The organism is Nitrobacter sp. TKz-YC01 (genome assembly GCF_047824785.1).
Taxonomy (GTDB): Bacteria; Pseudomonadota; Alphaproteobacteria; order Rhizobiales; family Xanthobacteraceae; genus Nitrobacter.
This window is the reverse complement of the sequence record NZ_CP181167.1, coordinates 3,073,420-3,094,085: the sequence shown is the minus strand read 5'-3', so window position 1 is coordinate 3,094,085 and position 20,666 is coordinate 3,073,420. Positions and strand designations below refer to the sequence as shown.

The window sequence follows — 20,666 nt, the reverse complement described above, 5'->3', positions numbered from 1 at the left end:
GTGCTTAGGGCGTGACTAGTAGAGTCTTTCACAGCTTTATAGGAGCGGTGAAAGACTCTATCTTTATTTTCATGTGTTTTGTCCACGCGAATCGAATTCCATTCTACTCGAAATCGCTATCTCGTCAGTGCGAGGAAGCGTAACCGATGAAGCAATCCGGCTACTCGTGATGAAATTTATGGATTGCTTCGCTTACAAAGGCGATGAAACGATCCGAGCTTGCTCTTTTTATCATGCTATATTGGGCATTATCTATCCGGCCCAAAATCTGCTTTCATTGCTTGAATTCAGATTCTTGAAAGCTTCGTTACGCTGCTCACCTGGACCATCGTTTGTATCTACCATCGCTTGCGCATACATTGCGACATCTTTCGATCCAAACAATTCACAACGCGTTTGCCATAGGGCGAATGCCATAGAGTTTTTATCAGAGGGATGGATTGCTGCGTCGTGAAGCGCTTGAAGTAAGCCTAAGTAGGATTCTCGTTTTTCCTGATACCAACGATCACTTGTACTTGCTCGCCGCGCCATAAAATGGTCGGCCATCGACTTGAGTAGTGAGCCAATTCCTAGGCCCGCGAGTAACGGCAAGATCCATTCCATCGGATAATCACCTATCCCACCTTCTCTGCCAGCCACATCTTGATCAGCGACTGATAGGGCACGTCGCGCTTGTTGGCGGCGATCTTGATCTGCTCGAGCAGGCTGACCGGCAGCCGCAGCGAAATCGCCGTCGTTGACGGCTTCAGGTTCGGGAAGCGCACACGCTGCGCGGTGCTCCAGTCGACATAGTCCGTGGAGTCGTGGGTTTCCCAGAATTTGCGTTCCTCGGCCTCGCTCTTGAAGGCGGGAACAGGCTTAGGCTTGCTCATAGATTTTCCGCTCCTTTCGATTCATGTCGCGAGCCGAGATCACACGGATCAGCGTTCCGCTTCTCCTCAGCGTGAACGTGACGTGCAGCAGACGCTGTTCCGTCGTTTGTCCAAGCGCGTTGAAGCGCTGTTCGCTTCGGCTGTGCTTTTCGTCCCCGGCAACGATCAGCGGGTCGTTGAAGAATATACTTTCGGCTTCCGCCGAACTCACGTCGTGCTTGTCTGCGTTCTTGCGGCGGTTGCCGTCGTCCCATTCAAACCCTGCGATCCGATCGAGGTCGATCATTTGTGTATATTACTATAATATACACGAAATACAAGCAGGCCGCTCGTCGTGACGGCGGAAAGAAAAATTGAAGCGGCAGGTCAAGGGGACTCAGCGCCTGGGTAGTAGAAGAATCTCCAGTTCGCCATCTTCGGAACACGATGGAACCAAATCGCCCCCCGGCCATTGATGGACCACGAATATCGAGGTCATCGGCGGTGAGTCTGGATCTGGACGCGAGGGTAGCGCCGCGGATGGCGGGAGGAGGGTTCGGCGATCGGGCGTTAGCCTCGGCCGTTATCGCCGCGCTTGTGATCTGCGGGCTGTATGTGGGGCGCGAGATTTTCGTGCCGATCGTGCTGGCGGTGCTTTTGAGCTTCGTGCTTGCCCCGCTGGTGGATATTCTTGAGCAATGGCATTTTCCGCGCGCCGCCAGCGTGCCCGTCGTGGTGCTGCTTGCCTTCATCGCGATTTTCGCTCTTGGCGGCCTGATCGTGAGGGAGGTCAGGGGACTCGCGGACAGCCTGCCAAGTTACCAGCAGACCATGCAGCAAAAGATCCAATCGCTGCGGGCGCTGACGGCGACAGGGCCGCTGGATCGCGCGGCGGAGCTTCTTCAGAATCTCGGCAAGGAAATCAGCGGACCACAGAGCCTGCCGCCACCGGCGGAAATTTCGCCCTCGTCCGGAACGGCCGAGCCGGTCAAACCCATCCCGGTCGAGGTGCGCACGCCGCCGCAGTCCGCCCTTGAGAATATCTCCGCGCTCATCAGCCCGCTGCTGCATCCGCTGGCGACGATCGGCATCGTGGTCGTGTTCGTGATCTTCATCCTGTTCCAGCGGGAAGATCTGCGCAACCGGTTCATCAAGCTCGCGGGATCGAACGATCTGCAGTCCGCGACCGCGGCGATCGACGACGCGGCCGGCCGCCTCAGCCGTCTTCTCCTGATGCAGGTTCTGCTCAACACCGGATTCGGGGTGATCGTGGCCGCCGGGCTGCTGTTGATCGGCGTTCCCAGCGCGATCCTGTGGGGAATCCTGGCCGCGATCATGCGTTTCGTGCCCTATGTCGGGCCGTTCATCGCGGCGTTTTTTCCCCTGACGCTGGCCGTGGCGGTCGATCCGGGCTGGTCGATGCTGCTGTGGAGCGGCGCGCTCATTCTGCTGACGGAGTTGATCGTCGGTCAGGTGTTCGACCCCTTGCTGGTGGGACACAGCAGCGGATTGTCGCCGGTCGCCGTCGTGGTCTCGGCGACGTTCTGGACGGCGCTGTGGGGACCGATCGGGCTTGTCCTCGCGACCCCGTTGACGATCTGCCTCGTCGTGCTCGGCCGTCATGTCGAACAACTCAGGTTTCTGGATATTTTGCTGGGTGACCGGCCCGCGCTGTCGCCGCCGGAACTGTTCTATCAGCGGATGCTGGCCGACGATCCGGCGGAGGCCGTCGAGATGGCGGAGAAGTTTCTGAAGGAGCGCTCGCTCGCCGAATATTATGAGAACGTCGCGTTGAAGGGCTTGATGCTGGCGCAGGCCGATCTCAAGCGCGAGCGGTTGTTGCCGGATCGCGTGGCCGAAATCAGGGACAGCGTCGCCGAGGTCATCGAGGGACTGGCTTCCGAATTCGATGATGTCCTGGCGGGGCATCAAACGAAGGACGGCGCTGATGAATCGGACGTGACGGCCGATGCCCCGATGCCCGAACTGCCGTTCATCATCCGCGAAGGCCTTCCGCCGGATTGGCGGGCCGAGTTCCCGGTGTTGTGCGTCGCCGAGCGCAGTGATCTCGATCAGGCGGCCGCGATGTTTCTGGCTGAGATCCTGTCGAAGCATGGTCTTGGCGCGCGCGCTGCGAGCAAGGAGGAGACGTCGACAAGCGGGATTTTCCAGCTTGACGCCTCGGGCGTGATGCTGGTGTGCATTTCGACGCTTGATGACGGCAGCCCGGCCCACACGCGCCATCTCGTGCGCAAGCTGCGCCGCAAGATGCCACGGGCGCGCATCCTGGTTTGTTGCTGGGGGTGCACCAACAGCGGAATGGCAAGAGACCATCTCAAGGCCGATGCGGTCGCGGAGAACCTGGGAGAGGCCGCCGCCTATTGCCTGTCGCTGGTCGATCAAACGGTCGCGCAAGATGGTGCGCGCGAGAAGGGCGTCATTCCGCATGCGCGACATCAGCCGCTGCCGGTTTCAAGGCAGAAACAGCCGGCCGCGAGCGCCGGCCGCGGAGGGACTTCACGGCATAAATAATCGGCGGCGGCGATAGCGTTTTCAAACGAAGCATATCCTCGGGCTTGACGCGGGGATGGAGGCTGGTTCGTGCACGGAAACGCGTCAGGTCACATGATGAGATCGATCGCCGCTTCCGTGAAGCGGTGAAGGATCGTAGGCTCGCCGCAGTTGGTTGATGTCGAAAGGAGGACCGGGACGCGATGGACGATTGGAGCGCCGAGCAATATCTGAAGTTCGAGGACGAGCGGACCAGGCCGTCGCGCGATCTGTTGGCGCAGATCCCGCTGAGCGCGCCGCGCAAGGTCGTCGATATCGGTTGTGGTCCCGGCAACTCCACCGAACTCCTGGTCGCACGCTGGCCGCAGGCGGAGGTCATCGGGATCGATACATCCGCGGATATGCTGCGGCGGGCGCGCGAACGGCTGCCGGGATACACGTTCATCGAAGCCAACGTCGCGCACTGGGTCCCGCCGGCGGATGCCGACCTTCTGTTCGCCAATGCGATCTTCCAGTGGGTCCCGGATCATCTGCGGCAGTTGCAGCGTCTGCTTGGCGGACTGCCGTCAGGCGGCGTGCTGGCGATGCAGATGCCGGACAATCTCGATGAGCCAAGCCATGTGATGATGCGCGAGGTGGCGCATTCGGGACCGTGGCAGGAAAGACTTGCGGACGCCGCGCAGGCGAAAGACCTGCTGGCGCGGCCCGGCGCCTATTACGACGCATTGCGGCCGTTGTGCGAGCGCATCGAGATCTGGCATACGGTTTATAATCATATCCTTGAGGACACCACGGCGATCGTCGAGTGGGTCAAGGGCACGGGATTGCGGCCTTTCGTCGATCTTCTGGAGCCGATGGAAAGGAAAGAATTTTTGCGCGAGTATACCGCGCGCGTCGCGGCCGCTTATCAGCCCCAGGCGGATGGCAAGGTGCTGCTGCGTTTTCCGCGCTTTTTCGTCGTCGCAATCAGATAATCAGCGCGAGGCGATTCAGGCGGGCACGAAATTTGGCTTGCAGAGCATGATCCCGACCCGAAGGGCCGCGCCAGCGCAAAGTGGAAACCGGCTTTCGGAAAAGATCATGCTCAATCAAAAAATTGCGGCTGGAGTCTGATTTAACGCAGTTGAAACAGACTCCGGAGCTTTGCTTCTAATTCAAACAGAATCGAAAATGCTTGGATGGGAGCCATGCCGCCTTGCCTCGCGTTGCATTTTGTCGCGGCCGGACGTCTCGATTCCGTCACCGGGAATCGAATAGAACGCTCTCCCGTCACGATGAGAACCCCGATGTCCCCGATCCCTGAAACTCCGCCGTCCTCGAAGGTTGCCGCCACCACGCTGCGCCCGCTGCCGATGCTGATCTTTTCCTCGCGCTGGCTTCAGCTTCCGCTTTATATCGGCCTGATCGTCGCTCAGGGCGTCTATGTGGTCCTGTTCCTGAAGGAGCTATGGCATCTCATCGGGCACTCCTTCGATTTTTCCGAACAGCAGATCATGCTGGTGGTGCTTGGCCTCATCGACGTGGTGATGATCTCGAATCTTCTGGTGATGGTCATTGTCGGCGGCTACGAGACCTTCGTGTCGCGGCTCAATCTCAAGGGCCATCCCGACGAGCCTGAGTGGCTGGGCCATGTCAACGCCAGCGTTCTCAAGATCAAGCTCGCGATGGCGATCATCGGCATCTCGTCGATCCATCTCTTGCGGACCTTCATCGAGGCCGGGAACCTTGGGACCGAGCGCGCCATGAATTATACGCAAACCGGTGTCATGTGGCAGACCATCATCCACGTCGTCTTCATTTTCTCGGCGATCGGCATTGCGTTGGCGGATCGTATCGCGAGTGAAGCGAGCGGATCGAACGGTGAGACAGGGCACTAGCATGGCGGCGACCGTCGCGAACATCCTGCGCCGGTCGCGGCTTGCGATCTTCGCTCTTCTGGCCCTCATCGTCGGGGTCGCCGTGTCGCCGGCGCGCGCGGCGGACGAGGGCTTTGCGCGTTTCATTGCCTCGGTCTGGCCTGAGGCGCAGCAGGCGGGTGTTTCGCGCGCGACATTCGACTCCGTCACGTCCGAACTCGAGCCGGACTACCGGCTGCCAGACCTCATCCTGCCCGGCCGGCCCGCGACCGGTGCTCCGTCGCAGGCGGAATTCGTTCAGGTGCCGGCTGATTATCTCAAGGAGAGCACTATCGCGCGGCTGGCGTCCGAAGGGCAGCGGCTGATGCGAAAGCACGAAACGACATTGAAAGCGATCGAAAAGCGCCTGGGCGTACCAGCCACGATCATCCTTGCGATCTGGGGCCGGGAAACCGATTACGGTCGCTATGCGCTGCCTTACGATGCGGTACGCGTGCTGGCGACGCAGGCTTATGTCGGCCGCCGCAAGGACCAGTATCGTCAGGAGTTCATCGAAGGGCTGCTGTTGCTGCAACGCGGCGTTGTCTCGCGCAAGAATTTCCGCGCGTCGTGGGGCGGGGCCGTCGGGTTGACCCAGTTCCTGCCTTCCGAACTTGCCAAGCATGGCGTCGACTTCGATGGCGACGGCCGCGTCGATATCTGGTCTTCGGTGCCTGATGCGCTGGCGTCGGCCGCGCAGCAGCTCGTCAACAAAGGCTGGCAGCCTGGACTGCGCTGGGCTTACGAGGTGCGCCCGCCCGCGCATGCCGATTGCACGGAAGGCGTGCCCGAGGTGAGGAGGCCGATCGGGGAATGGCTGCGTGCAGGATTTCTGCCGGTACGCGGACAGAAGCTCAGCGCGGCCGAGCGGGAACAGCCGGCGTCTCTGCTGCAACCGGAGGGCATCCATGGCCCGTCGTTCCTGACAACGAAGAACTACTTCGTCATCAAGGAGTACAATTTTTCCGATCTCTATGTTTTGTTCGTCGGCCATCTCGCTGACCGCATGACCAGTCCGCTGCCTTTCGCGACGCCATGGTCGGCATCGACGCAACTGCGCAGCCGAGATGTCGAGGCGATGCAGCGCCATTTGACGCGGCTCGGCTTGTACAAGGACAAGATCGACGGCAAGGCCGGGATGCTCACGCGAGCGGCGCTCGGCGCCTACCAGAAGTCGGCCGGCCTCAAGGTGGATTGCTGGCCCAGCGACGGGGTGCTGCGCGCGATGAATGCGGCGCGCTGAAATCGTTGCGCGGGTCTTTCGGGAGCAAGCCCCAAGGACGTGTTTTGCTCGAAAACGCTTCAACGAAAACCCGGCCGCGCGGCCGGGTTTCTTAGAGCATCGGACCCGAAAGTGGGAACCGGTTTCGGGATAAATCCGATGCTCAATCAACTAACTAGAGCGGCGGCGCTGATTCCATTTGACCAGCCGCCGCTCTAGAGTCTGGTTCAACTGTGTTGAATCAGACTCGTCGCTTATCTTTTTTGTTTCTGAAACGATCGGGTCAGTCGCAGACCTCAACGCGGCGGAAACGCCAGCCATATCCGTCCCAGAATCTCTCTCGCGCCATGTGGCACGGCGGCCCGTCCATATAGGCCGGGGGAGGCGCGGCGTAGACCGGAGCCGGTACGGCGTAGGCCGGAGGGGTGCTGGCGATCGCGCCGCCGATGATGGCGCCGGCCGCCAGACCGCCGAGAAGGCCTGCCGCCACCGCTCCTCCTCCGCGAGCCTCGGCCTGCGGAGCCATCGCTACTGAACCAGCCGCGAACGTTGCAGCCGTGAGGAGGGCAAAAACTGCTTTCTTCATTTCCGGAATCTCTCCTGAAGGATAGCGCCGCGATCGGCGCCGGATTCAAGGCTACTCGCCCATCGTTCTGGCCGGCCTGCTGCCTTGCCTGCCTGGAGCCTCGCTTCTGACGGAATCAGAAGCGAGGCTCTGGATTATTGTTTTGACGCGTTTTCTTCACGCGAACCGGTATCCATCCTCGGGTCAAGCCCGAGGACATGCTTTGCTCGAAAACGCTATAGGCCGACGTAGACGCTCGAAGGTCGGTCGCTCGAAAAAGCGGCATTTTCACGCCATGGCGCTTGATGCTCCCAGGAACACGCTGGCGGGATGGCTGATCCGGTTGCATACGGCATGATCTGTTCGGGAAGCCGGTTCCCGCTCCGCGCTGGTGCGACCTTCCGGGGCGGGATTGATTCAACTCCCGGCCAGGCCAGGGTCTCATCAGCCGCACACCCGGACATTCCGGAGCCGCCAGCCGAAGCCGTCCCAGAAGCGCTGTCGCTGCCAGTAGCAGCCGGGGGCTGCGACGTAGCCGGGACCGTAATAGCCGCCGTAGCCGGGTCCGTATCCCCCGCCGTAATACCCATAGCCGGGGCCGTAATATCCCGGTCCGGCCAGCATTCCGCCGAGAATCGCGCCGCCAACCAGTCCACCCACAACTCCCGCTGCAACCCGGCCGTTGCGCGCTTCGGCTGCCTGAGGTGCGGCCACCGCCGTGACCAGCGCGCCAACCGTCGCCAGCGCCATCACCGTTCTTCTCATGGCTTGATGTTCCTCCTGCGTCCGTCGACCACAACATAGTGTCGTGCCGGTTGAAAAACTCTCACTTCACGTTTGAACGTTCAATGAACGGGAGCGCCCATTTCCGTCACGGATCCGGAACCAGACGTGGTGGATTCACGATGAATATCAAATGATTACATAAATGTTACGGATCTGCGCGACGTGGCCGCCGCACTCCGGCCGATACGCCGCTTTTTCGGCAGTTTGGAATAGCTTGAAACAGCACGTTTTCCCTTTGCCTTTCATGGTCCGGTTTAAGAATATTCTGCCGTGTCCAGGTTTCGTAATGGGTTTCGTTTTCATGATCGTTTGTTCCTGTAACGTGTTGACCGATCACGATGTCCGCTCCGCGGTGATCTCAACAGACGACCTCCGGCGCTCACCCAAGCAGGTTTACGGATGTCTGGGGTGCAGCGCGGAATGCGGGCGATGCGCCCGGACCATCAAAACCATCATTAAGGAAGCGCTGGGAGCCTGTGCCAGACGATGCTGTGACGGTTGTCCTCACTCCGTGGCGCATTCGAAAGTAAATACCGGTCAGGCCGAAATCATCGTTTGACGATTCTTGCGTTTCTCCCCTCATTATTCTCCATGTAGATCGCTGTTCCGCCCTTCTTGGGGGTTGTCGCGCCGCCAAATCTGATTTAGAATAATTCTAAATTGGATTTGGCAGGCTCGACGGCCTGTCTGTCAGCATTAAAAACACAAAACAGGAGCTGTTCCATGAAGGGCGACCCGAAGGTTATTGATTACCTGAACAAGGCGCTCCGCCACGAACTCACGGCAATCAACCAGTACTGGTTGCATTACAGGCTGCTCGATAACTGGGGCCTCAAGGATCTCGCCAAGAAATGGCGCGCTGAATCGATCGAGGAAATGGAGCATGCCGACAAGTTGACCGACCGGATCATCTTCCTCGACGGGTTTCCGAACATGCAGGTGCTTGATCCCTTGCATATCGGCCAGAACGTCTCTGAGGTGATGGATTGCGATCTTAAGGCGGAATATTCGGCGCGCGCGCTTTACGAGGAGGCGGCGACCCACTGCCACGCGGTGAAGGACTACGTGACCCGCGATATCTTCGAGAGTTTGATGAAGGACGAGGAAAGCCATATCGACTTCCTCGAGACCCAGATTGATCTCATCAAGAAGATCGGCGTCGAGCTTTACTCGCAGAAGCACATCGGCGAAATGGATCACGACTAGAGCATCGGACCCGAAAGTGGGAACCGGTTTCGGGATAAATCCGATGCTCAATCAATTAACTGGAGCGGCGGCGCTGGTTCCATTTGACCGGCCGCCGCTCTAGAGCATTTTCGCTTCTGATGGAATCAGAAGCGAGGTTCTGTCTTTCCGATCTGACGCGTTTTCTCCACGCGAGCTGGCATCCATCCTCGGGTCAAGCCCGAGGACCGGCTTCGCTCGAAAACGCCATGTCATATTCGACGACCCACAGAGCGAAGGCATAGGCGAGTGCGACCTCGTCGAGCCGGTTGAAACGGCCCGATGCGCCGCCGTGCCCCGCGCCCATATTGGTCCGCAGCAGGACGGGGCCGCCTGACGTCATGGTGGCGCGCAGCCGCGCGATCCATTTCGCCGGCTCCCAGTAGGTAACGCGCGGATCGGTCAGTCCGCCCATGGCGAGGATCGCCGGATAGTCCTTCGCCGCGACATTCTCGTAGGGTGAGTAGGACAGGATGGTGCGGAAATCCGCCTCGCTCTCGATCGGGTTGCCCCATTCCGGCCATTCCGGCGGGGTCAGCGGCAGCGTGTCGTCGAGCATGGTGTTGAGCACGTCGACGAACGGCACTTCCGCGACGATACCGGCGAACAACTCGCCCGCGCGGTTGGCCACCGCGCCCATCAACATGCCCCCGGCGCTGCCGCCATGGCCGACGATCCTCTTGGCCGACGTATAGTTCGCCGCGATCAGCGCACGGGCACAGGCTGCGAAATCGTCGAAGCTGTTGGTTTTCTTCTCGCGCTTGCCGTCGAGATACCAGCCCCAGCCCTTGTCCGCGCCGCCGCGGATATGCGCGATGGCATAGGCGAAACCGCGATCGACCAGCGACAGGCGGTTGGTCGAGAACGAGGCTGGCATGGCGTGACCGTAGGAGCCGTAGCCGTAAAGCAGCAGCGGCGCGCGGCCATCCCGCGCGAAGTCCTTGCGATGCAGGATCGAGACCGGCACCTCGGCGCCATCGTCCGCCTTCGCCATGATGCGGGTGGTGACATAGTTCGCGGGATCATGCCCTGAGGGAATCTCCTGGCGCTTGCGCAGCGTGCGCGACCGGCTCGCCATGTCATATTCGAACATCTCGGACGGCGTCGTCATCGACGAATAGCTGAAGCGCAAGGTCGTGGTGTCGAACTCGTAGCCGCCATGGGTGTCGAGCGAATAGGCGGCCTCGTCGAAGGCGATTGCGTGCTCATCTCCGGTGGCCAGATCGCGGATGACGATCGACGGCAGCGCATTGGTTCGTTCGAGCCGCGCCATGTGACCGGAATAAAGCTCAAAGTCGATCACATAGGTGCCGGGCCGGTACGGGATCAGATCGCGCCAGTTCGTGCGGCCGGGCTCTGACAGCGGCGCTGTCATGATCTTGAAGTCGATCGCGCCGTCGGCATTTGTCAGGATGAACAGTTCATCGCCGCGATCGGCGACCGAATACTGCACGCCGTCCTCGCGTGGCGCGATCAGGCGCGGTGTGGCGAGGGGCGAAGCCAGATCGATCAGCCGCTGTTCGGACGTTTCGTGATCGCCGCCGGCGATCACGCAGAAGCGGCCGCTGGCGCTCTCATGAATATGCGTGAACCAGCCGATGTCCTGTTCTTCATAAACCAGCGTGTCATCGGCCTGGGTCGTGCCCAGCCGGTGGTGATAGACCTGCATCGGACGATGGTTGTCGTCGAGCTTGACGTAGTAGAATCCCTGCGAGTCCGCGCTCCAAACCACGCCGCCGTCGGTCTCCTCGATGACGTCGGGAAGATCGGCGCCGCTCTCCCAGTCGCGGATGCGGACCGTGAAGTATTCCGAGCCGCGATCGTCGCAGCTCCATGCTTCCAGGCGATGATCCGGAGAATGATCGGCCTCGCCAAGCTGAAAGAACTTTTTGTTTTCAGCAAGCGCATCGCCGTCGATGAGAAAGCGGGCGTCGCCGCCGTCGCGCGGCTGCCGGCCGATCATCCGGTGCTGGCCGCCCTCCCGGTATTTCGTGAAGTAGGCAAAGGGCCCGTCGGGGGAGGGAACGGTTGAATCGTCCTCCTTGATGCGGCCGCGCATTTCCGCGACCAGCTGCTTTTGCAGCGGTTCGGTCCGCGCCAGCACGGCATTCGAATAGGCGTTCTCCGCCTCAAGGTGGGCGCGGATATCCGGTGCAAGTAATGACGGTTCGCGAAGCACCTGCTGCCAGTTCGCATCTTTCAGCCAGGCGTAGTCGTCCGTCAGAGTGATGCCGTGCTGCGTATATGTGTGCGGTCGGCGGTCGGCTTTCGGTGGTGTCGGTCGTGATGTCATGAAAACAAGGGCCTGATCGAAGCGCAGGCTGAGCGTGCGCGAGAACGGAACGTGATGTTTCGTTCATAGAGCGTTTTCGAGCGAAGTGGAAACCGGTTCGCGTGAAGAAAACGCGCCAGAACAACAATCTAGAGCTTCGCGCACGCGCGCCTCGGCAAGCCGGGCGTGCAGGAGGCCCGATCTGATGCGCGCAATCAGATGCTCATGTCCCGCAAGAATGTCATGCTCCGCAGGAGTCACGCCGCCGTCAGCCGTGATCGGGCACGTCGAGTCCCATGGTCGTGTATTGCCGGATCTTGTTGCGCAGCGTGCGGACCGATACGCCCAGCACGCGCGCCGCGCGGGTGCGGTTGCCGTCGCAACGCGCCAGCGTCTGCAGCACCAGCTCCCGTTCGACTTCGTCGACCGTGGAGCCGACCAGCAACGGAATCACTTCGTCAGGCGCGAGCGCGACCTGATCCTTCATCGAACCCTGATCTGTGATCTGGAGCTCGTGGTTCATCGGTCCCTCCCTAAGCGCGGCTTCCCATCCAAGCCACGGATTGAGACCCCCATCCCTCAGACAAGGCTGTAGTGATATGGTTACCAGATCATTAACAATTCCGAACCGCCGGAATTCCTCGCGTAAAGCCGTGGAAATAGCCGATTTCTCGCTGGAATTGCACGTAACAGTTGAATGTTAAATATAGGATTGACGTTAGCGAGAGCTGCATTCCCGACCTATACAATCAAGAAGTGTATCGGGCGTCGCAGGGCCGAATCGTTTCGACGACCGGCGGCTGCCGGTTTCGGCGGGGAGTCGCAGCCCGTCAGCGGCTAGAGCCTTTCCGCTTCTGATGGAATCAGAAGCGGGCTCTCCTATTTTGATTTGGAGCGTTTTCCTCACGCGAACCGGTGTCCATCCTCGGGTCGAGCCCGAGGACATGCTTCGCTTGAAAACGCTCCAATCCGCGTTCGAGACAATTCGCTCAGATGCGCGCGCCGCGGTTATAGCTCTCGATCAGCTGGTTGTAGTCGCGGAGCAGCCGCTGCGGCGAACCCTCGACCATCCAGCCGCCGCCGCCGCCGAGCATCATGCGGTCGCCCTGGCTGTAGGGCACCTTGTCGCGGACGCGGCGCATCAGTTGCTTCGCCGAGGTCAGGTATGACTTGGCGCTGCTCAGGAAGGACGAGCCGAGCTTCGTGTCGCCGTCCTTGCCCGATGCCTCCTCGGCCGCCTTCACCGTGGTCTCATACTCGGTCAGCGCCTTCGTGATCGCCGTGATGTCGGGCTTGCTGGTGTCTTCCGCGCGCAGCAGGCGCTTGGCGTGGATCATCAGCGCCTCGACGTAATAGTGCGTTTTGCGGCCTTCCTTCACCTCGATCGCGGCGAGCTGTTCCTCCGCCTGTTTGTCCTTGATGGCCTCGACGCCGGCGCGCAGCTTCTTGTCGGCGCTCGCGAACGCGTCCCACGCTGCAACGAGACGCGGGTGCATCTCCTTGCCCTTGGCCATCTTGTCGTCCTTGTAGTTCTCCTGTTGATAATACTCGTCGGCCTCCTTCAGAAGCGGTTCGAGCTTGCCGACGGCTTCGGCATAGGCGGAAGCGGCAGATTCAAGCTCGGCGTCATGCGGCTCCGACGCGTTGGCCATCTCGACGTTCTTCTTGCAGTCGGTGGTGTCATAGATGGTGTAGGTGCCGTAGATGATGCGCTCCTTGCCGGTCGGTCCGGTCTTCTTGGCCCATGAGGCGTAACGGTTGCGCGACTCATACGAGCGCTCCGACAGGCGGTTGATGCAGCCGACATAGGCGTTCAGCTTTCCGACGAGCGGAGAAGGAGACGAGGAGGGCGGCGTCTTGTCTTGTGCGGCGGCGGGCGCGAGGGAAAGACCGAAGGCGGTAGCGGACAACAGGGCAATCGCCCGAAACGGCGTCATGGCTTTCTTTCCTCGCGATGCTGACAAATCCCAGCATTTGTCGCACGAAGTGCGAGGAGGTTCATTGCGTGGCCTTGCGATGGGGCAGGTTACAGCTTCGCCTGATCCGCCCTGCATATTCACAACACCCGATTACTCTCCTTCACCTTCTCCGCGTCGAGATACACGCTTGAGCCCATCTCCTTGAACTTCGCGCTCATCTGCGCCATGCCGCGCTCTGCGTCATCGGGTGAAAGGCCTCCCACTCCCGACCCCTCCCCGCCAAAGGGGGGAGGGGAGTTCTGCGCGGTCTCCGGATAAAGCGCCGCCTTCTCGTTGTCGCCAAGCGTCGCCGCATAGTCGCGCACGTCCTGCGTGATCTTCATCGAGCAAAACTTCGGGCCGCACATCGAACAGAAATGCGCGACCTTGTGCGCGTCCTTCGGCAGCGTCTCGTCGTGAAAGGCCACCGCCGTATCGGGATCAAGACCGAGGTTGAACTGGTCCTGCCAGCGGAAGTCGAAGCGCGCGCGGCTCAATGCGTCATCGCGCAGTTGCGCCGCCGGATGACCCTTGGCGAGGTCGGCGGCGTGCGCCGCTATCTTGTAGGTAATCACGCCGACCTTCACGTCGTCACGGTTCGGCAGCCCCAGGTGCTCCTTCGGCGTGACGTAACACAGCATGGCGCAGCCGAACCAGCCGATCATCGCGGCGCCGATGCCCGAGGTGATGTGGTCATAGCCCGGCGCGATGTCGGTGGTCAGCGGCCCGAGCGTATAGAACGGCGCTTCGCCGCATTCTTTTAGCTGCTTGTCCATGTTGATCTTGATCTTGTGCATCGGCACGTGGCCGGGGCCTTCGATCATCACCTGGCAGCCCTTCTTCCATGCGATCTGCGTGAGTTCACCGAGCGTTTCCAGTTCGGCGAACTGCGCGCGGTCGTTGGCATCCGCGATCGAGCCGGGGCGCAGGCCGTCACCGAGCGAGAACGACACGTCATACTTGCGCATGAGGTCGCAGATTTCCTCGAAGTGCGTATAGAGGAAGCTCTCCTTGTGGTGGGCGAGGCACCACTTCGCCATGATCGAGCCGCCGCGCGAGACGATGCCGGTGACGCGGTCGGCAGTGAGGTGGATGTAGGGCAGGCGCACGCCGGCATGGATGGTGAAATAATCCACGCCCTGTTCGCACTGCTCAACCAGCGTGTCGCGATAAAGCTCCCACGTTAGCTTAACAGGATCGCCGTCGCATTTCTCCAGCGCCTGATAGATCGGCACCGTGCCGATGGGGACGGGCGAATTACGCAGGATCCATTCGCGCGTGGTATGAATGTTGCGGCCGGTCGAGAGGTCCATCACCGTGTCGGCGCCCCAGCGGATCGCCCACACCATCTTGTCCACTTCTTCTTCAACAGAGGACGTCACGGCCGAGTTGCCGATGTTGGCGTTGATCTTCACCAGAAAATTGCGGCCGATGATCATCGGCTCCAGTTCGGCGTGGTTGATGTTGGAGGGAATGATGGCGCGGCCGCGCGCGATCTCTTCGCGCACGAATTCCGGCGTGATGAAGGCGGGCACGGATGCGCCGAAGGATTCGCCGTCGGCCAGCGCGGCTTCCGCGCGTTCGAGTTGCTTCTTGCGCCCGAGGTTCTCGCGCTCGGCCACATAGATCATCTCCTTGGTGATGATGCCGGCGCGGGCGAACTCCAACTGGGTGATCGGCGCATCGCCGATGCCCCGCAGCGGCTTGTGATGCGCCTTGAACGCCGCCGCGGCATGGGTGGCGCCGACATTGCCGTTGTCCTCCGGCTTGATCTCGCGGCCGTCATATTCCTTGACGCCGCCGCGTTCCTTCACCCAGGCGAGACGCGTGCGCGGCAGGCCGGCGTTGACATCGATGATGACGTTCGGATCGGTGTACGGACCGGAGGTGTCGTAGACCGGCAGGTTCGGCTCGCCCGCGCCCTCGGACAGAATGATCTCGCGCAGCGGTACCCGCAGGTCCGGCGCGGCTTCGGGCATGGAGAAAATCTTGCGGGACGAGGGCAGGGCGCCGGTGGTGACGGCGGGGCGCGTGGTGTCCGGATTGGAGCGAATGTTCATGGCGTTTCTCCGGTTCGAGGCGAGACGTTGCGGTTCAATGCGCATGGCCGATAAGACAGCAGACGGCGTCTCATGCGGCCTCGATCACCTGGTCGAGCCAGGCTTTGACCCGCGCATCGGGATCGGGGTTTTGCGTGATGTCGCTGACCACGGCGATCGAGTCCGCGCCGGCGGCGAAAATCTCCGGCGCCTGCTCCAGCTTGATGCCACCGATCGCGACCAGCGGAATGTTGCCGGCGCGCTGCTTCCATTCGGTGATCTTCGGAATACCTTGCGGCGCAAACCGCATCGACTTCAGCGTGGTCGGAAAGATCGGCCCGAGCGCGATATAGTTCGGTTCGGCTGCGAGCGCGGTTTCGAGCTCTGCGTCGTCATGCGTGGAGAGGCCGAGCGTCAGCCCGGCCTTGCGGATCTCGTGGAGATCGGCCCCCGCCAGATCCTCCTGGCCGAGATGAAGGTGCTTCGCTCCGGCGACGATGGCGGCGCGCCAATAGTCGTTGACCACGAGCCGAACCGGCGTGTCCTTGACGATCTCCAGCGCGTCGCTCACCAGTTGCAAAGCTTCGCCGTCGTTGAGATCCTTGGCGCGCAACTGCACCGTGCCGACGCCGAGTCCGGTCAGGCGGCGTACCCAGTCCAGCGTGTCGACGACAGGATAGAATCGATCAGGATACGCGTTGCGATCAGGATACGGCATGCCAGAACGGTGTCCCTACGACCGGGGTTGATGGCGAGGCGAAGTCGCGGGCCTCCATCAGGCCCGCTTGATAAGCGCTATGGCCGGCTTCCACCGCCAGCCTGAAGGCGCCCGCCATGACAACGGGATCGGCGGCTTTGGCCACGGCCGTGTTGAGCAGCACGGCGTCATAACCGAGTTCGCAGGCCTGTGCGGCATGGCTCGGCGCGCCGAGTCCGGCATCGACGACGAGCGTGATATCGGGCAGGCGTTCGCGCAGCAGCTTCAAGGCGTCGCGGTTGGTGATGCCTTTGGCGCTGCCGATCGGCGCGGCCCATGGCATCACCACCTTGCAGCCCGCTTCGACAAGCCGCATCGCGACGCCGAGGTCTTCGGTGCAATAGGGGAATACGTCAAAGCCGTCCTTGATGAGAATGGCGGCGGCTTCGACGAGTCCGACCACGTCAGGTTGCAGCGTGTCGTTGTCGGCGATGACTTCGAGCTTGATCCAGGACGTGCCGAACAGTTCGCGCGCGAGCTTCGCCGTGGTGACGGCTTCGCGCACGGTTTTGCAGCCGGCGGTGTTCGGCAGCACCGTGACATCCAGTTCGCGGATCAGCGACCAGAACGCGTCGCCGGTCTTGCCGCCCGCGGTCTCCCGTCGCAGCGATACCGTGACGATCTGGCTGCCCGCGGCGCGGATCGCGTCCTGCATGATTTTCGGCGACGGGTACAGCGCCGTGCCGATCAGCAGCCGGGAGGAAAATTCGCGATTATAGAACGAAACCATCATGCGTCTCTTTGTTTGAGCATGATCTGATCCGAAAACCGGTTCCCACTTTGCGCTGGCGCGGTCCTTCGGGTCGGGATCATGCTCTATCCTCCCTGCCGCGGCGTGATGATCTCGATCTCGTCGCCGCCCTTGAGCGTCGTCTCCGCCCAGCGGTTCTTCGGCAGCACGTCGAAATTCACGGCGATCGCGACGTGCGTGTTTTCGTAGTCGAGTTCGCTCAGCAGCGCGTCCACGGTCCGCGCCGCAATCTCCCGCCGTTCGCCGTTGACGGTCACTTGCATTGCATCACCTCGTTGTCGATCTCCCCGCGCGCCACATAGCCGAGCGTCAGTTCCGCGAGCGCGGGCGCCAGCAGGAAGCCGTGGCGGTAAAGCCCGTTGACCGCGATATGATCCTTGTCGATCGCGATACGCGGCAGGTTATCGGGAAAGGCGGGCCGCAGGCCGGCGCCGATCTCCACGATCCGCGCCTCGCCGAACGCCGGATGCACCGCGTAAGCCGCGCTCAGCAGTTCCAGCGCCGAACGCACGCTGACGCCGTCGTCCTCGCGTTCGATCGAGGTCGCGCCGATCATGAAGCGATTGTGCTCGCGCGGAATGATGTAGAGCGGCCATCGCGGATGCAGGATCCGGATCGGACGAGACAGCACGATCTCGTCGGTTTCGATGATGATCTCCTCGCCCTTGACGCCCCGCAGGTCGGCAAGCGTGTCGCGCGCGGCAAGACCGCGGCAATCGATCGCCAGCCCCTGGGTGTCGGCGGCCTCCGGCGCGCTGCCGAACTCGATCCGGCCGCCGGAGGCGCGGATGCGCGCGTGCAGTTCGGGCAGCACGCGGCGCGGCTCGACATGACCCTCGTCCGGAAAGAGCAGCGCTTCACGAAATCGTCCATCAAGCGATGGTTCGAGCGTGCTCACCTCGTCGCGCTCAAGCCGCCGATGTCCGGATGTCATGCGCGCGAAACGTTCAAAATCGCTGCGATCGCGCGGATGCGCCACCACGAGAGATCCGTTGAAAGGCGTATCGGGAACGTGTTCGCGCCACAGCGCCAGCGAGCGAAGTCCGAGACGCGTGACGAGAGGTTCGGACACCTCGGATTCGCACCATGGCGCGAGCATGCCGCCGGCCCAGTGGCTGGTGGCGTGCGTCATCGCGTCATCGCCGCGTTCGTGAAGCGTGACCGCATGTCCGGCTTTCGCGAACAGCAACGCCTGCCACGCGCCGGCAATGCCGGCGCCGATGACAGCGACCGGGGGCGTCCCCCGCTTCTCCCACGTCCTCTGAAGCATCCCTGTCCCTTCGCCGGCATGACCCGGATCAGGTTCAAAGGGTCACCGCGGTCCTTGCAATCCGTCCTCGGACTGCGAGCTTGCGGTATCTCAGCTCCCTGACGGAGCACCCCTCGGAACATCCTTAATCTAAACCGAAAGGTGAGGGTGTCAACGTGCGGCAGGCGTAATCGTCGATATGAGGCGGTTCCGCGATGCGGCGCGCGCCCGGCGCGCCGCGATGGATGACGGCGGGTTGATGGCAGCGGTGAAGCGGTCGTTCACATCCGGCTTGCCGGATCAATATTGTCGAGCTGCGGTTCAGCGCGGCGCGATCGACAGTGGCGCGCCGGGAAGTCTTGCGTCGGCGCTCATGGTCTCGTGCCTGGCGCGCTGGAGCTTTTGCCGCTTCGCCGCGTAGTAGTAACCGCTTGCGTAATAGGCGACCGCGCGATCGTGATTGCCGTTCGCCAGCTGGTAGGCGCCGGCGAGATATTTCACCGCATAGGTGAGATTGGTTTCAGGATCGAGCAGGCCTTCAGCGGTGCCGGTGTAGCCGAGGCCCCGAGCGGTCGCGAGCTTGATCTGCATCATGCCGTAGTTTCCGCGATGAACCACGCTCGGATTGTAGCGGCTTTCACGCATGATGACGCGGTGAACCAGGTCGACAGGAACGCCGTTGGCTTGCGCGTGCGTCGACACCATCGCTGCGTATTCCGCGCGTTGCGCGTTCGATGGCTGCGGCCATGCCATCGCAACAAGAACAAGAAGCGGACCGAATTTGCGGAAACTTGTCACGAGCACCCCTGCATGATCCGCCTTTCCTATCGCTCAATCGTGCCTTTCCTATGGCAAAGCCAACGAAAATTGGCGGTTCCCGGACAAGTCCATGGCGTTTCAAGCGACGCATATCCTCCAGCTAAACTTGGGGGAACGGGCCGGTTGGCGTGAAGAAGCACGCCCGATCAAGGTCATAGTGTCCTGCATCCCGATTCCGTCTGAAGCGGAAAGGGAGTTGCCGAAAGCACGATGAGAAAAGGAACTGATACAACGAGCGCTGCCGCTTTTTGTCCACGAAAGAGAACGCGCGTACTGCGCCCTCAACTTGTCGTGAGGGCGAGGGTGGCTAAGGAACAAGGTGGATTTTTGATGAGTTGCGCTCGCTAGCAATTTGCAGCGACCAAAAGCAGATGGGAGAAGCGTCATGTTTGCTGCCGGATCTGATGATCTCCCCCATCATAACCCTTGCGCGCAGTGCGGACGCCTGATCGCCGCGCCGGTCTGGTTTGAGAAAGAACCATGTCGGACATCGTATCTGTGGCGATGCGTTCGCTGTGGTTACCAGTTCGAAGCGATCGCGTTTTTCAAACAGACGAACCGTGACTCGCGCGCGACCGCAGCCTGAACGTTTTCCTGATTCCGAACGGCTGAACAAATTCCGCGGAACGGCGTTGCCGCCGAATTTATCCATGATGTTCGGAAGGAACCACTCTGCGCGTCATGGGTTCTCGCTACTCCATTTAAACGGAAGGAGACATACTGATGATCTTGAAGCATATGACGGCCGCGTTGATTGGCTCTGCGCTGCTGGCGACGGCGGCGATCGCCCAGACACCAAGCACCACGATGAACAACAACATGACTGCTCCGGCCGCCACGACATCGTCAGAGTCCGGATATCATGGCTCCTGGCGGTCATCCAAGATGGTCGGCCTTAACGTTTATAATGATGCCAACGACAAGCTCGGATCGATCAGCGATCTCCTTCTGGACAAGAATGGTATGATCAAAGCTGCGGTGATCGGCGTGGGCGGATTCCTGGGCGTCGGCGAGCGCCTGGTCGCGGTGCCCTTCGACAAGCTGAAGTTTGTCGACACGCCTGCGCAATCGGCTTCGAAAAGTGGCACAGGCACGGGAACCACCACGGGTTCATCGACATCCGCGCCGGCTAAGACCACGACGAGCAGCAATCCATGGTTTCCGGATCACGCGGTCTTCAGCGCGACCAAGCAGCAGCTCGAGTCGATGCCTGAATTCAAGTACTCGACCTGAACCGCCGGATAGACGGCAGAATGACAACACGCCCGGTTTCGCCGGGCGTGTTGCGTGTGAGTTCGGTTCGCCTGTGGCCGTGGGCTTGGCGCTGGCATGAAAGGTCCGCGGCCACCTGATCCCGTCATCAAATGGAGGAAGACATGGCCGAGAGTGTCTACAAGGTCATCGAACTGATCGGCACCAGCAAGGATTCGTGGGAGAAGGCGGCCAAGGGTGCTGTCGAGCGAGCGGGAGAGTCTCTTCGGGACCTTCGTGTCGCCGAGATCGTCAAACTCGACATGCAATTGGATGAGGAGGGCAAGGTGGAGACCTATCGCGCCAAGCTCAAGGTCTCATTCAAGTTCGAGGGTTAGGGCAAGATCCCCACCCGAAAGGCCGGGCCTGCGCAAAGTGGAAAGCTGTTCGGATAAGGTCGTGCTCAAACAAAAGGATAAGCGGCGAGTCCTGGTTCAATGCAGTGGAATCGGATTCAACGAAGTTGAAACAGACTTTGGATCACGTTTATTCAGAGCGGGATGCGGGCGGAAAAAC

23 protein-coding genes and 1 riboswitch are annotated in these 20,666 nt (G+C 61.1%); of the genes, 8 read left to right on the top strand and 15 right to left on the bottom strand.

The annotated features are described in order from the left end of the window. Nucleotides 1-252: 252 nt before the first annotated feature. Genes ACMYR2_RS14760 through ACMYR2_RS14750 form a run of 3 tightly spaced genes read right to left on the bottom strand, consistent with a single transcriptional unit; the run spans nucleotide 253 to nucleotide 1,158 of the window. Nucleotides 253-603 (bottom strand): hypothetical protein, encoded by a 351-nt coding sequence (locus ACMYR2_RS14760; RefSeq protein WP_347264216.1) that lies wholly within the window; start codon nucleotides 601-603, stop codon nucleotides 253-255. Nucleotides 604-614: 11 nt separating this feature from the next. After that, complete coding sequence (gene brnA, locus ACMYR2_RS14755) at nucleotides 615-872, bottom strand: type II toxin-antitoxin system BrnA family antitoxin (RefSeq protein WP_347264215.1); 258 nt, start codon at nucleotides 870-872, stop codon at nucleotides 615-617. Beyond that, nucleotides 859-1,158, bottom strand: coding sequence for a BrnT family toxin (locus ACMYR2_RS14750; protein WP_347264214.1), 300 nt, complete (start codon nucleotides 1,156-1,158; stop codon nucleotides 859-861). The genes brnA and ACMYR2_RS14750 overlap by 14 nt, the downstream gene beginning before the upstream one ends. 233 nt (nucleotides 1,159-1,391) lie before the next feature. Between ACMYR2_RS14750 and ACMYR2_RS14745 the strand changes: the two genes are divergently transcribed. The 4 genes from ACMYR2_RS14745 to ACMYR2_RS14730 all read left to right on the top strand — a co-directional run bounded on the left by ACMYR2_RS14745 (nucleotide 1,392) and on the right by ACMYR2_RS14730 (nucleotide 6,500). Next, entirely contained in the window at nucleotides 1,392-3,383 is a 1,992-nt protein-coding gene (locus ACMYR2_RS14745) for an AI-2E family transporter (protein ID WP_416194107.1), read from the top strand. Nucleotides 3,384-3,565: 182 nt separating this feature from the next. Further along, nucleotides 3,566-4,336 carry a trans-aconitate 2-methyltransferase gene (gene tam / locus ACMYR2_RS14740; protein ID WP_347264212.1) on the top strand — a complete coding sequence of 257 codons (771 nt, stop codon included), beginning with the start codon at nucleotides 3,566-3,568 and terminating at the stop codon, nucleotides 4,334-4,336. A gap of 312 nt (nucleotides 4,337-4,648) precedes the next feature. Next, nucleotides 4,649-5,239, top strand: a complete 591-nt coding sequence (locus ACMYR2_RS14735; RefSeq protein ID WP_347264211.1) for a TIGR00645 family protein — start codon at nucleotides 4,649-4,651, stop codon at nucleotides 5,237-5,239. A gap of 1 nt (nucleotide 5,240) precedes the next feature. Further along, nucleotides 5,241-6,500, top strand: coding sequence for a lytic murein transglycosylase (locus ACMYR2_RS14730; RefSeq protein WP_347264230.1), 1,260 nt, complete (start codon nucleotides 5,241-5,243; stop codon nucleotides 6,498-6,500). Nucleotides 6,501-6,762: 262 nt separating this feature from the next. Here the strand turns inward: ACMYR2_RS14730 and ACMYR2_RS14725 are convergent, their stop codons facing one another. Both ACMYR2_RS14725 and ACMYR2_RS14720 read right to left on the bottom strand, forming a co-directional pair. Continuing rightward, on the bottom strand, nucleotides 6,763-7,065 hold the full coding sequence (locus ACMYR2_RS14725) for a hypothetical protein (RefSeq protein ID WP_347264210.1): 303 nt from the start codon (nucleotides 7,063-7,065) through the stop codon (nucleotides 6,763-6,765). Nucleotides 7,066-7,488: 423 nt separating this feature from the next. Continuing rightward, nucleotides 7,489-7,809, bottom strand: a complete 321-nt coding sequence (locus tag ACMYR2_RS14720) for a hypothetical protein (protein WP_347264209.1) — start codon at nucleotides 7,807-7,809, stop codon at nucleotides 7,489-7,491. 322 nt (nucleotides 7,810-8,131) lie between these two features. Here ACMYR2_RS14720 and ACMYR2_RS14715 point away from each other — a divergent pair, with 322 nt between their 5' ends. Together ACMYR2_RS14715 and bfr are read left to right on the top strand one after the other, a co-directional pair. Continuing rightward, on the top strand, nucleotides 8,132-8,389 hold the full coding sequence (locus ACMYR2_RS14715; RefSeq protein ID WP_347264229.1) for a (2Fe-2S)-binding protein: 258 nt from the start codon (nucleotides 8,132-8,134) through the stop codon (nucleotides 8,387-8,389). A 164-nt stretch (nucleotides 8,390-8,553) separates the two neighbouring features. Then, nucleotides 8,554-9,036, top strand: a complete 483-nt coding sequence (gene bfr, locus ACMYR2_RS14710) for a bacterioferritin (protein WP_347264208.1) — start codon at nucleotides 8,554-8,556, stop codon at nucleotides 9,034-9,036. Nucleotides 9,037-9,229: 193 nt separating this feature from the next. On the opposite strand, the gene ACMYR2_RS14705 is transcribed toward bfr, so the two are convergent. The 10 genes from ACMYR2_RS14705 to ACMYR2_RS14660 all read right to left on the bottom strand — a co-directional run bounded on the left by ACMYR2_RS14705 (nucleotide 9,230) and on the right by ACMYR2_RS14660 (nucleotide 19,551). Then, nucleotides 9,230-11,347, bottom strand: a complete 2,118-nt coding sequence (locus tag ACMYR2_RS14705; RefSeq protein WP_416193231.1) for a S9 family peptidase — start codon at nucleotides 11,345-11,347, stop codon at nucleotides 9,230-9,232. A 247-nt stretch (nucleotides 11,348-11,594) separates the two neighbouring features. Beyond that, nucleotides 11,595-11,849, bottom strand: a complete 255-nt coding sequence (locus ACMYR2_RS14700; RefSeq protein WP_347265468.1) for a helix-turn-helix domain-containing protein — start codon at nucleotides 11,847-11,849, stop codon at nucleotides 11,595-11,597. Nucleotides 11,850-12,315: 466 nt separating this feature from the next. After that, the gene (locus ACMYR2_RS14695; protein WP_416193230.1) at nucleotides 12,316-13,263 is read right to left on the bottom strand and encodes a YiiG family protein; all 948 of its coding nucleotides are present in this window, start codon (nucleotides 13,261-13,263) and stop codon (nucleotides 12,316-12,318) included. A gap of 119 nt (nucleotides 13,264-13,382) precedes the next feature. Then, nucleotides 13,383-15,344, bottom strand: a complete 1,962-nt coding sequence (gene thiC, locus ACMYR2_RS14690; RefSeq protein ID WP_347264731.1) for a phosphomethylpyrimidine synthase ThiC — start codon at nucleotides 15,342-15,344, stop codon at nucleotides 13,383-13,385. Nucleotides 15,345-15,414: 70 nt separating this feature from the next. Beyond that, complete coding sequence (locus ACMYR2_RS14685) at nucleotides 15,415-16,041, bottom strand: thiamine phosphate synthase (protein ID WP_347264730.1); 627 nt, start codon at nucleotides 16,039-16,041, stop codon at nucleotides 15,415-15,417. After that, a complete protein-coding gene (locus ACMYR2_RS14680) occupies nucleotides 16,028-16,810 on the bottom strand; it encodes a thiazole synthase (RefSeq protein ID WP_347264729.1) in 783 nt (260 codons plus the stop codon). Before ACMYR2_RS14680 ends, ACMYR2_RS14685 begins: the two co-directional genes overlap by 14 nt. Before the next feature lie 86 nt (nucleotides 16,811-16,896). Continuing rightward, entirely contained in the window at nucleotides 16,897-17,094 is a 198-nt protein-coding gene (gene thiS, locus ACMYR2_RS14675) for a sulfur carrier protein ThiS (protein ID WP_347264728.1), read from the bottom strand. Next, a complete protein-coding gene (locus ACMYR2_RS14670; protein ID WP_347264727.1) occupies nucleotides 17,085-18,101 on the bottom strand; it encodes an FAD-dependent oxidoreductase in 1,017 nt (338 codons plus the stop codon). Before ACMYR2_RS14670 ends, thiS begins: the two co-directional genes overlap by 10 nt. Continuing rightward, a riboswitch (TPP riboswitch) is annotated at nucleotides 18,089-18,225 on the bottom strand. It overlaps the preceding gene by 13 nt. A 176-nt stretch (nucleotides 18,226-18,401) precedes the next feature. Beyond that, the gene (locus ACMYR2_RS14665; protein WP_347264733.1) at nucleotides 18,402-18,833 is read right to left on the bottom strand and encodes a transglycosylase SLT domain-containing protein; all 432 of its coding nucleotides are present in this window, start codon (nucleotides 18,831-18,833) and stop codon (nucleotides 18,402-18,404) included. Nucleotides 18,834-19,206: 373 nt separating this feature from the next. After that, the gene (locus ACMYR2_RS14660) at nucleotides 19,207-19,551 is read right to left on the bottom strand and encodes a hypothetical protein (RefSeq protein WP_416193229.1); all 345 of its coding nucleotides are present in this window, start codon (nucleotides 19,549-19,551) and stop codon (nucleotides 19,207-19,209) included. 71 nt (nucleotides 19,552-19,622) lie between these two features. On the opposite strand from ACMYR2_RS14660, the gene ACMYR2_RS14655 reads away from it, so the two are divergent. Both ACMYR2_RS14655 and ACMYR2_RS14650 read left to right on the top strand, forming a co-directional pair. Continuing rightward, a complete protein-coding gene (locus ACMYR2_RS14655; protein WP_416193228.1) occupies nucleotides 19,623-20,132 on the top strand; it encodes a PRC-barrel domain-containing protein in 510 nt (169 codons plus the stop codon). Nucleotides 20,133-20,275: 143 nt separating this feature from the next. Further along, nucleotides 20,276-20,488 carry a dodecin family protein gene (locus ACMYR2_RS14650; RefSeq protein WP_011315668.1) on the top strand — a complete coding sequence of 71 codons (213 nt, stop codon included), beginning with the start codon at nucleotides 20,276-20,278 and terminating at the stop codon, nucleotides 20,486-20,488. Nucleotides 20,489-20,666: the final 178 nt, after the last annotated feature.